Annotated in this window: 8 protein-coding genes; 5 read left to right on the top strand and 3 right to left on the bottom strand. The window is 50.4% G+C overall.

Annotation, left to right across the window (positions count from 1 at the left end; translation table 11 throughout):
* Nucleotides 1-43: 43 nt before the first annotated feature.
* The 4 genes from GM154_RS25270 to GM154_RS25255 all read left to right on the top strand — a co-directional run bounded on the left by GM154_RS25270 (nucleotide 44) and on the right by GM154_RS25255 (nucleotide 4,370).
* Entirely contained in the window at nucleotides 44-1,531 is a 1,488-nt protein-coding gene (locus GM154_RS25270; RefSeq protein WP_219654249.1) for a family 43 glycosylhydrolase, read from the top strand.
* Between the two features lie 191 nt (nucleotides 1,532-1,722).
* The gene (locus tag GM154_RS25265; RefSeq protein WP_219654248.1) at nucleotides 1,723-1,917 is read left to right on the top strand and encodes a hypothetical protein; all 195 of its coding nucleotides are present in this window, start codon (nucleotides 1,723-1,725) and stop codon (nucleotides 1,915-1,917) included.
* A 304-nt stretch (nucleotides 1,918-2,221) separates the two neighbouring features.
* On the top strand, nucleotides 2,222-3,208 hold the full coding sequence (locus GM154_RS25260; protein WP_219654247.1) for a tripartite tricarboxylate transporter substrate binding protein: 987 nt from the start codon (nucleotides 2,222-2,224) through the stop codon (nucleotides 3,206-3,208).
* 304 nt (nucleotides 3,209-3,512) lie between these two features.
* The gene (locus GM154_RS25255; protein ID WP_010798690.1) at nucleotides 3,513-4,370 is read left to right on the top strand and encodes a GNAT family N-acetyltransferase; all 858 of its coding nucleotides are present in this window, start codon (nucleotides 3,513-3,515) and stop codon (nucleotides 4,368-4,370) included.
* A gap of 54 nt (nucleotides 4,371-4,424) precedes the next feature.
* Here the strand turns inward: GM154_RS25255 and GM154_RS25250 are convergent, their stop codons facing one another.
* Nucleotides 4,425-5,531: a pectinesterase family protein gene (locus GM154_RS25250; RefSeq protein ID WP_219654246.1), complete on the bottom strand. Its 1,107-nt coding sequence runs from the start codon at nucleotides 5,529-5,531 to the stop codon at nucleotides 4,425-4,427.
* 15 nt (nucleotides 5,532-5,546) lie between these two features.
* A complete protein-coding gene (locus GM154_RS25245) occupies nucleotides 5,547-7,175 on the bottom strand; it encodes an SGNH/GDSL hydrolase family protein (RefSeq protein WP_219654244.1) in 1,629 nt (542 codons plus the stop codon).
* A gap of 655 nt (nucleotides 7,176-7,830) precedes the next feature.
* Here GM154_RS25245 and GM154_RS25240 point away from each other — a divergent pair.
* Nucleotides 7,831-9,657 (top strand): glycosyl hydrolase family 28 protein, encoded by a 1,827-nt coding sequence (locus GM154_RS25240; protein ID WP_219654242.1) that lies wholly within the window; start codon nucleotides 7,831-7,833, stop codon nucleotides 9,655-9,657.
* Nucleotides 9,658-9,947: 290 nt separating this feature from the next.
* On the opposite strand, the gene GM154_RS25235 is transcribed toward GM154_RS25240, so the two are convergent.
* Entirely contained in the window at nucleotides 9,948-10,496 is a 549-nt protein-coding gene (locus GM154_RS25235; protein ID WP_010798695.1) for an adenine phosphoribosyltransferase, read from the bottom strand.
* Nucleotides 10,497-10,692 lie beyond the last annotated feature (196 nt).

Genomic DNA, 10,692 nt, shown 5'->3' with positions numbered 1-10,692 from the left:
CTAGCAGCTTCAAGGCCATGGTTACGCTGGCCTGTATCGAGCGATGCATGCGGGCCGACTTTTCAGACAAACCCTAGAACTGTGTGCTCAGGTAAGGCGTCTCAAGCGCAACCTTACCAATGCCGCCTGGTTTTCCCTCGCGGTCGCTGTAACAGTATTGATCAACCCGGCCTTCTCTCTGGCGGCAACCCAGTACGACAATCCCATCATTACGCAACGAGCCGATCCGTCTGTTTATAAACATACCGACGGGTATTACTACATGACTTACAGCGTACCGGAGTACAACCGGATCGCACTCAGGCGCGCCAGGACCATTGCCGGTCTTGCAAAGGCCCAGGAACAGGTCATCTGGACCAAGCACGACAGTGGTGAGATGAGTACCCACGTCTGGGCACCCTGGATCGATTACAACAACGGTTCCTGGTACGTCTATTTCGCTGCCGCTCAGGAAGGCACCCCGTTCAATCACCGCATTTATGCACTGTCCAACAATGCAGCCAATCCGGTAACAGGCTCAGGCTGGATCGAGCGTGGTCAGATCAAGACAAACTGGGAGTCATTCAGTATCGATACGACTACCTTTGTGCATGCAGGCAAACGTTACATCGTCTGGGCCCAGAAAGACCCGAATATCGAAGGTAACAGCAACCTCTACATTGCCGAGCTGGATGGCCCGTTGGCTATTAAAGGCAAACAGGTAATGCTATCGCAACCTGAATACGACTGGGAGAAGGTAGGTTTCTGGGTCAACGAAGCGCCTGCCGTCATGGAACATAATGGCAAGGTGTTCATTGCCTATTCGGGCAGTGCTACCGATGCGAACTACAACATGGGCCTGCTTTCCGCACCAGCCACGGCGGATCTACTCGATCCTAGCGTATGGACCAAATCACCTGTTCCTGTCTTCAAGAGTAGCGAGCGTAACGGGATCTACGGCACAGGCAGCAATACCTTCACAACCGACCGGGATGGCACCATCCTTCACATCTATAATGCTCGCAACTACAAGGGCATCGTAGGCGATCCGCTGTACGATCCCAACAGGGCCATTTATGTGCAACCGCTCAGCTGGGATTCAAACGGCAATCCAGTCTTTGGTGTTCCAACAGGCGCAGACAAGCCAGTGGCACTGATCAACCAAAACAGCAGCAAGTGCTTGAATGTAAAAAACGCTAGCCTGGAGGCAGGTATACGAGTCGAACAGACCTCGTGTGATCACACACAAAATGCTCAACGCTGGCATATGATCAACCTGAAGAATGGCTTCTATGAGGTGCTGAGCGTCAACAGCGGCAAAGTGCTTACCGCACCGGCGGTCAACGACTCCCCCCTCTCACAGGAGACATGGCAAAACCTTCATACGCAGCAGTGGCAAATGTTGCCCGGCGCATCAACCTGGTTCCGCTTGGTCAACCGGTCGAGCGGCAAGGTGCTGAATGTATCCGGATGCAAAGTTGGCGATGGCGTTGACGTCGATCAGAGCCAGTGGATGAAGAACGGCTGCCAGCACTGGTCAGCTGTACCCTGAGCAGAACTTTTCAAGGCATAGACATGGACGTCTTGCCCTATAGCCTGCTTCTTTCCTGGTTAGCAGATACGCTGACCACATGCGTGTTCATGCTTTCGCTACTGTTATACGCCGACCGTTAGTCAGTTTTCATTCAAGGTCTTGTCCGTTTACACCGATAACGAGAAGAGACCAGATGAAGGAGACTGAACATGGCAATCCCGATAACCGGAGCCAGCCCAACAGAAGTCATTGAGCGCGCCCGGCAACTGGGCCTCAGCAAATGGCCAATCCGCGCCGGCCGCACAAAAGAAGGCCACTGGGTACATCACTACTCCATCACCTCCGACGAGCTGATTGCCTATATAGACAGTTTGCTTGTCAGACAATGGAAAAGAAACGTATAACCACCAAGGCTTGAAAATATAATTCTGTATTGCCTTGTCTTATATTTTTAATACGCTTTGCATCTGCGCAGTAATGCTTGGCGGTAACAAGCCAAGCCTATGTACTCCAATGAAAAAAGCCTTAGCCTTTCTAACAACAGTTAATTTTTGAAACTTTATATAACTGCCTCCAAACGCTATTAACACGCACCGAAAACTTGCAATCATCAGAAAGCAGACTATTTTATTAAAAGCTTTTAAATAGACTTTGCTTATTGCGCTTATCAAGATAAGCATAGCTGTACTGCTTATATGAGAGCTGCCTATGATAACCCGTCGTTCGTTTTTATATGGCTCAACTCTTTCTGTCCTGGGCGCTGCCTTACCTGTTTTCCAAGCAAAGGCTGATCACGACGGTCACTTGATTTCAGGCAGCCCTGCCGGCTCGTTTGGTACGACCCTGGCCGAGAGATTGCTTCCTATTTTTACCGAACAAGCCCATCTCGATTATGCGTTGGAAATTATCAGCGATGGAAATACTCGCCTCGCAAGTAAGACAGTCAAGGAATCCAAGCCAGATGGGGCGACCATTCTTCAGGCAGTTTCCGCGTCGATGTGCTTGCTACCCAATGTCTACCAGGACATAGAGTATGATCCAATCGCAGACTTCAGCCCACTCGCTTTGATGGGGGACTACACTTACGCATTGGCCGTCGGGCCGCTTGTCCCACCCTCCGTACGCACAGTTGATAACTACCTTGACTGGGTATCTGATAATCCTGATTTTAGGGATATTGGTATTACCCTGTACGGCTCCCAAGGACATCTGGCAGGGCTTATGCTTGCGCGCCACAAGGAGATAGCGCTACGCATGCAAGCCTACAGTCATACAGGAGCGGTCATTACCGACATGCTTAACAAGGAGCTGGCTGCTACTATCTTCGTGAGTGGTCGCGTGACTTCCCGCCGTTCCGAGGGTCAGCTACGTGCGCTTGCCGTTACGAGCAGAGAACGGCTGCAGGCTTGGCCTCAAATCAAAACTTTTACTGAGCAAGGCGTTGATATGAATATCAATGGCTGGATTGGTTGGTTCGCGCCAGCAAACTTATCAGCCTCGACTACGCGCTCATTGCTGGCCCGAATTTACAGGATGCAGCAATCCCCAGATTATATTGACCTACAAAAGCGTCAGTTGCTGACACAGGTCTCTCTGGAACCTCATCAGATAGCGCAGCGCATCAATGATGAGAAAGCTTATTATTCCAAATTAATAAGCGACTATAAAGTAAGTCGTATAGAGCGGAATACTTGATTAAGCTGCGTAAGTTTAAAGCCATTCGCCATGAATTAATGGTTTGCCTGATTAGTTCATAATCGCTCTGGCGAGACCACTGCTTTTCTGAAACGCGAAGATTGACACGGCCATTTAATTTCGAGTCAATTTTGACGGGACCTTTCAATACCCTTTTGAGCGAGCCACATTGTTTTTCCAGATATATCTGGAAATAAGCCTCTATCTCACCCTATTCAGCATTTCGTCATTGGATAGGCATCGGTTGTAGACTGGTACAGTAACCAATGTCTATTACTGACCGAGCCGGAGAACTTTATAGCCCATGTCGATTGCTGAGGTTCCGATTCGATTTCGCCCAATGGTAACGGAAGACCTGATACATGCCCATGAATTGTCACGTGCCGTAGGCTGGCCCCATCGCCTGCAGGACTGGCAATGGATACACCACGTCAGCCAGGGAATAGTGGCAGAAGACGCACATGGCATATTGGGTACGGCGCTCTGCTGCCTTCAAGGCGATTACGTCAGCCTAGGTCTGGTCATCGTTGATGTGCGGCGACAAGGCCAAGGACTGGGCCGTAAATTGGTCGACCAGGTATTGAACCATACAAGCCCACGCACTCCTCTCCTGGTTGCAACACCACAAGGAGCGCCCCTTTATTCCAGCCAGGGCTTTATTACCTACGAACATATTCATCAACACCAAACCGCGAGCGCACCAGCCCTCCCTCATCATGAGCTACCAGTCGGGCATACGCTGCACGAGATAACATCACAACATTTTCCTCAACTCATTGAATTAGCTTCCAGCGCAACCGGAATGAACCGTGGCCTAGTGCTTGCGGCTTTATTAAAGATCAGTCAGTACGTAATAGGTATTGAGCGGGATAGGCAGCAGGTCGGCTTTGCATTATTACGCCCGTTTGGGCGCGGTCTGGCTATTGGGCCGGTGGTGGCAGAGTCCGCCGAGCAGGCGAAAGTGTTGATTGTTGCCCTACTGTCTCGAGTAGCCGGACAGTTCGTTCGGCTGGACGTCACACACAGCAGTGGGTTAAGCAACTGGTTGACCGATATCGGGATTCCTCAAACGGATAAAGTTGCACAAATGGTCAAGGGTAGTCCCCCCATACCATTGGGCAATGCACTACAAATGGCACTGGCTAATCAAGCCTTGTGCTAACTCCGTTAGCGTCCTGCCTGATCGCATCAGGGGTGATCAGGCAGATTAGCGCTATCAGTCCTTGAACCTTTCAGGTTTCCAATCCGGGAAGATAAGTTCCAAGGTAAACGTCCTCAACTGCTCAGTTGTAAGCTGTCGTCGCTGTGGGTCCCATAATGCAGCCCCTGGACCATAGTTGCGCCCCTCGAAGAAGCGAGAGTCCTGTGGATAGAACCAGATGGTGTTGCCATCCTTGTCCTTGCCCGACATCTTGTCCCAGCCGTAGATGTGATCATCCATATAAGACTTGATAAAGACTGACTGACCGATTGCATTCGGGTCAGCGTAACGGCCATCCTCAAAGGTCGTAGTAGGATGCCAGGGACGTCCCAATGCGAAACTGCGAGCAGGCACCCCCATCTCTTTCACAATACGACTTTGCAGGAAGATCAGCCCGTAGGGAGACTTGATATCGGTACTGGGCGCGGTGAGATAGCCATAAGGCGGTGCTATATCGGTACGGCGTCGAGCAACGATGTCGCAGTGATCGAACACACTGATCCCTGATCCGAAAATGAAATCAACATGCCCTGTGATCTTGCTTTGAGTGAAATAGCTGCGGCTACCGGTTTTGCTATAAAACGTATCCTGATATCCCTCCAGTCTCACATTGTGAAAACGCGCGCGATCACTGTTACTGTCCAGCAGCAGCGCCACCGCCTGGGTATCCTTTACCTTGGTAGGATCAGTAGCCAGCTTGGCCGCATTGGCCGGAAAGTCGAAGCTGTTTCGAATGGTCAGATTGCGCGCTGTAAAATCAGGCGCGTTCACACTCACGGTGCTGCTGCCTGACGTACCATATTTCTGTCCCTTCTCATCGAGCATGCCCGCGTACACACCGGCACTGATGATGGTCTTGTCCCGCTGCTCGCCTATCAAGGTGATATTAGGGCGAGTGATGCTCAAGCGCTCCTCATAGGTTCCTTTTTTCAGGAAAATGACATAGGGCGACTGGTCTGATGGGGCCGCCTTGATGGCCGCATTAATGGATGTGAATGTGTTGGGTTGCGCCGTTGGTGACACCACCGCCTGGTACTGTACTGCCAATGCTGTCTGGCTGATACATACAAGGCTGACAGTGCCCAAGAGCATGGTGTTATGTAATAGGGAAGGCATGGACATTGTTGTTATTCCTTCTTATTTGAGTTTTGCAGCCAGCTCAACCAGTGCCGGTTGCTGCGCGATGCCTTCGGCTACTATACCGGCAACCGCCTCGGCGCCCTTCTGCTGGAAGTGGGTACGATCAGGATTATCCAACGTTCCGGAAGTCTGGGTTTTGTAATAGGGATAGCGGGGATCGTTGGGATCAACCGCAAGCCAATAGGACTTCCAGTCGTCTCGGTGCTGATTGACGAAGTCGATAGTCTTCCGCTCGAGGTCAATGAATGGAATTCGATTGTCCGCAGCCGTTTTGCGAATGGTGGCCGCGTAATCACCTACATAGGCATAGCCGTTTTCGCTGTTCTGCTTGGTCCAGTGGGAACTGCCAACCGGTGTAGTATCACCATTTTCGAAAGCGGGTTTACGCTCTGCAGTCATCACCCGTGTGGTAGGCGTCATAATGATGGGTCTGGCTCCTTGCCGACGCGCCAATGCAATGTAGCGCTCCAAGGAGTTCTGGAATGACAGCTGCGGTTGGCCTTCGGGATATTGCTTGTTGCCATTACTGTCATTGGGATAGGTACACAGGTTTTTCACATCTGCCGCACCACGCACCGGTTTGGTGCTATTACAGTTTTGGTCGTTGTGCCCATGGGCGATGAATACATAGTCACCTGCCTTCATGAAGCGCGCCATCTGTTGATACCAACCCTCGTTATAGAAATCGCGACTCGATCGCCCTGCCCGCGCTCCGTTGAGTACGGCAATACCGCTATCGTCCCGAAAGCGTTCATGGAAGACCTGCCCCCATCCCATCCTGGGTAGTCGGCTTTCCTCGTAGGAAGCCGCAGTGGAGTCACTCACAATCAGGATGCGAACCTTGGCATTCTTTATAGCCTCCAACTCACGCTTGGCACGTAAATAATCAAAAGGCTCATAACCACTGGTGTCATGTGTCGTGCTGACATCGCTAAAACCTACAATAGGGCGAAAACGGATATCAGTCAGGATGGTCCCACTCGCCTCACCACTGTCGTTGTGATAACCCCGGTTGTGGTTGATCACCTGCAACACAGCCGCTGCCCCTTTCCCGTCGTCACGCAAGGGTGTGGTAATAGGGTTGTACCGATCTACATGGCTAACGCCTGCTTGAATCAGTGCTTGCGAAAGGCCTGCCCTCATCGCATTAAGCGGCGCAGTTAGAAACTCCTCGCGCATTTGCCCCGCATTACCACTTTCCACCCACTGTTGAGGACCGATGTACCCAAGCTTCTGGGCGATTTCGGAAACAATCCGATCTGTAAGTGGTGTGATATTGACCGTTGTATTTCCATTACGTGGGAGCGCTGTCACTACCGAGGCCATACAACGCGTCCGAGGTTTATCGTTGTAGCGGCAATTTTGCGTAATGTGTCCGTCGCGCGGTGTAAGATCGGTAGCGGATACCAGTAACGGCGGCGTCAGCGTTGAGGCTTCCAGGCGCCAATGCCCCTTGCGGTCCGTCAGAGCAGTCTTTTGCTTTCCCCACTTATCAATCACTGTGACTTTGGCATTGGTCAAAGGCGCATCGGCCATGACCACTCCATTCAAGAACGTTGCTCCCTGAGCGAATCCTGCACCAGCTAGCAGCAAACACCCCATCAGAGCCGAGCCTTTCATACGCATGCGAATACTCCTCAGTAACTCGACAGCATCCAGAGCTGTACAAGCGAACCGCTGTAAATTCAGTACCGTTAAATGCTCCGAGAGCACGCGCCTATGAGCTGAAGGCGTTAACCTGCTTGACGGAAGAAAAAACAGCCATGTGCCGGGTGATCAAGTAGTAATGCATTGCTGAAACTAGAGAGCGGGTAAGAAGAATCATGCTAGTCCTTTGTTGTTGTTAAGACTTGTTTACTAGCTAGTCTGTTTGTCCACCAGCCAAGTATCAACACTGCCAGCTATGCAGGGGTATAAATAATTAACCAGATTAACTATAAAAGAAGGCCTGAAGATTTATTTTCATCAAACAGCCTTCATCTGTACGTCGTCATACAACAAGATCAGTATTTTTTGGCAACGCCGTTTTGTCAAGGGAGTCCACCCACTCCTTTTGAGAATAACCATCGAAGTCGAGGGTTATAGTGGCGCTTTAGCCTCAAATAGCCTTATAGCAGCTAAAGGTTATAAAATTGACTGTCTGTACTTAGCTGCTCAGGAAGCCGCTCGTTCACAAACCGAAGGAATAGCCTCTTAGCTGTTGTCATACCACACAAATAAATTATGATGGGCTCAAGGTGGCGCTCTAAACCCTCTCGTTCATAACAATAAGGATAAACCCATGAGCATCGAACACCCTGCAGCCTTGTCACGCTCAATGAAAAAACAGATTCTGACCATAACAGCGTTAACCTTGGGGTTAACCGTGACCGCGTTACCCTGCTTCGCACTTGATGCGCCGGTTAACGTACAGGTTCCTACACTAGCCTACGATGAGAGCCAGATTGTTCTGGTGTGGGAAAAGCCTGCAAATCCGCAGGATATCCGTGACTATAATGTCTACCTGAACGGTAAATTTCTTGGCAGCGCCACCGCCAATAACAATCGCGTCTCACCTGCCAAGCCTTACATTAATCGTTTTTATGAAGAAGACACAGACGGCTTCCACCACCGTATTACCATCCACAGCTTCACGGCAACGGGTCTGAAGGCAGACACTGAATACCGTTTCACGGTGCGTGCTGTAGATGCTTATGGCAATGAATCCGCTGACAGCAAAGCAGTAGTCCAGCGTACCAGCCGTCTACCCAAAGTGTTCAATGTCGTTCGATACGGCGCTAAAGGAGATGGCAAGACTGTTAACACACATGCCATCCAAGCCGCTATTGATGCTTGCACACCTGGATGCAAGGTGCTCATTCCTGCCGGGACGTTCAAGACTGGTGCACTTTACCTGAAGAGCAACATGACGCTCGAAATTGGACGTGGCGCAACGCTTCTCGGCTCAGAGCGCGGGGAAGACTATCCAGCGAAGGGATATATTCAGTACCCCTACTCCACCACCATCCGTCCCGCCTCCCTTATCAACGCGCTACCCCGCGACCCCTACACAGAAGAGCATTTCGAAAACATCCGTATCGTAGGTAAAGGGATTATCAACGGCAATGGCTGGAGGCGTCTGGAAGACGACACTGATGAGCTGGGACGAGCCTTGCCGGTTTACGTCGCAAGCAATAATACACGCTATATGCAAGACGGCATTCTTGCCAAGGACCAAGTCCAGAGAGCAGTGGCGTCGGGTATGAACGTCAAGGATGCGTACGGCCAAATGCGGTCATCCCTAATCACGCTGCGCAACGTCCGTAACTTATTCTATGGTGACTTTACTGTACTCAATCCAGCCTACCACGGCATCATGAACTTAGAGACGGAAAATGTGGTGATGGCCAACACCACACACAAGACATACGATGCCAATAACGGTGATGGTATTGAATTTGCCAACAGCCGAGGCGCCATGGTTTTCAATAACTTTTTCGAGACAGGTGATGACTGCGTCAACTTCGCAGCAGGGACTGGGGCTGATGCCATTAAACAGAAGCCACAGGAAAATGTCTGGGTCTTCAATAATTACTTTCGTCACGGCCACGGCATGATCGTTGCTGGCAGCCACACCGGGGCGTGGATACAGAATATCCTGGCCGAGGATAATGTCTCAGACGGGACCGATGTCGGGCTGCGCATGAAAAGTACCAACTTCATGGGCGGCGGTGTCAGAAATGTCATCTTTCGCGACTCCGCCATTCGTAATAGCGCCAAGCAAGGCTTTATATTCACCTTGGACTATAACGATCCTAACGCCATCCTGGACTACAAGCGCTCGGATATCTCCGGCAAATTTCAGGATATTAAGGTCAGCAACGTTACCGTGGAGAATCCTGTCTCTGCAGCCTTGGAGATCAAGGGCGACAGCGCGCATGATGCTTTCCACGAACGCTTCGAATTTGCCAAGGTGAGTTTCAAAGGAACAGCACCTGCCACTATCAATGGTCTTCGAAACTCGAGTTTTAGAGATATTACCTTTGAAGGAACCGCAAAAAATCCTTGGTCGATTACGAACAGTGCAGACCTAAGCTTTACGCACGTGGTACCACAACCGCTTCACTAATGAACACTCCGGCGTTCTCGTGAGCGCTGGAGCCATAATTTACCCTTGGATAATGGTAACCATATTTGACGGCAGACATCATTTGGTTGATTAGATTGATTGTTGCCAAACTGCTCAAAGAAAACGATGTAAGAGAAGATACTGCCCTACCGTATTCGATACCTTAACGCACCAGTGTTTTTCTATTTGACTCAAGCAATAAAGGCAGGGCTGGAAAGCCTGCGTTTAGTGTATTGCCTGCTCTCTGCAAAAATACATTCCATAAAAAAGCCCGCTAAAGCGGGCTCTTTTTAGCGCTCAGAAAGAGCAAATTCAGTAAGGCTAAACGTCGGAATGCCTGCTTCCTGTAAACGCTTAGAGCCTTGCAATTCCGGCAAATCCACAATAGCAGCTGCTTCAAACACATTAGCCCCCATGCGGCGAATCAGGTTTGCCGCAGCAACAAGAGTCCCACCTGTTGCAATAAGGTCATCTACCAGCAGTACAGTGTCTCCTTGCGACAAGCTGTCTTTATGAACCTCAATGACGGAATCACCGTATTCAGTTGTATAGGTCTCGGTAAGCAACTCGGCAGGAAGCTTTCCTTTTTTACGGAAAAGAATTAATGGCTTATTCAGTGCGTAAGCCAATATGGGACCAATCAAGAAGCCCCTGGCATCCAACGCTCCCACATGCGTGAACTCAGCCTCAACATAGCGCTGAATCAAACTGTCCACAGTCATTCTTAAGGCACGTGGCGATTGAAACAACGGGGTAATATCCCGAAAAATCACACCCGGCTTAGGAAAATCAGGTACAGCACGGATATAAGATTTCAGGTTAGAGGCATCGCAGCTCATAACAACACTCAGGTACAAAATTGGCGAAAAGACAGTATAACTGGACTAGGCTGGTTTGCCGAATAGAGATGCGTCGCTAGATAAACTGTTCCAGCTCCACAAACCTATTTTATCCGCACAAAGCAAAACCCCCGGGCGGTTAGGCCTGGGGGTTCTGGGTATAGGTGCTTGACGATGACCTACTCTCACATGGGGA

This window comes from Pseudomonas sp. MAG002Y (assembly GCF_019400845.1).
Taxonomy (GTDB): domain Bacteria; phylum Pseudomonadota; class Gammaproteobacteria; order Pseudomonadales; family Pseudomonadaceae; genus Chryseomonas; species Chryseomonas luteola.
This window is presented reverse-complemented; position numbering and strand designations above follow the sequence as displayed.

Bases quoted from the DNA above. Each gene is read 5' to 3' on its own strand.
- GM154_RS25270 (WP_219654249.1), top strand. From the start codon at position 44: ATGCATGCGGGCCGACTTTTCAGACAAACCCTAGAACTGTGTGCTCAG.
- GM154_RS25265 (WP_219654248.1), top strand. From the start codon at position 1,723: ATGGCAATCCCGATAACCGGAGCCAGCCCAACAGAAGTCATTGAGCGC.
- GM154_RS25260 (WP_219654247.1), top strand. From the start codon at position 2,222: ATGATAACCCGTCGTTCGTTTTTATATGGCTCAACTCTTTCTGTCCTG.
- GM154_RS25255 (WP_010798690.1), top strand. From the start codon at position 3,513: ATGTCGATTGCTGAGGTTCCGATTCGATTTCGCCCAATGGTAACGGAA.
- GM154_RS25250 (WP_219654246.1), bottom strand. From the start codon at position 5,531: ATGTCCATGCCTTCCCTATTACATAACACCATGCTCTTGGGCACTGTC.
- GM154_RS25245 (WP_219654244.1), bottom strand. From the start codon at position 7,175: ATGCGTATGAAAGGCTCGGCTCTGATGGGGTGTTTGCTGCTAGCTGGT.
- GM154_RS25240 (WP_219654242.1), top strand. From the start codon at position 7,831: ATGAGCATCGAACACCCTGCAGCCTTGTCACGCTCAATGAAAAAACAG.
- GM154_RS25235 (WP_010798695.1), bottom strand. From the start codon at position 10,496: ATGAGCTGCGATGCCTCTAACCTGAAATCTTATATCCGTGCTGTACCT.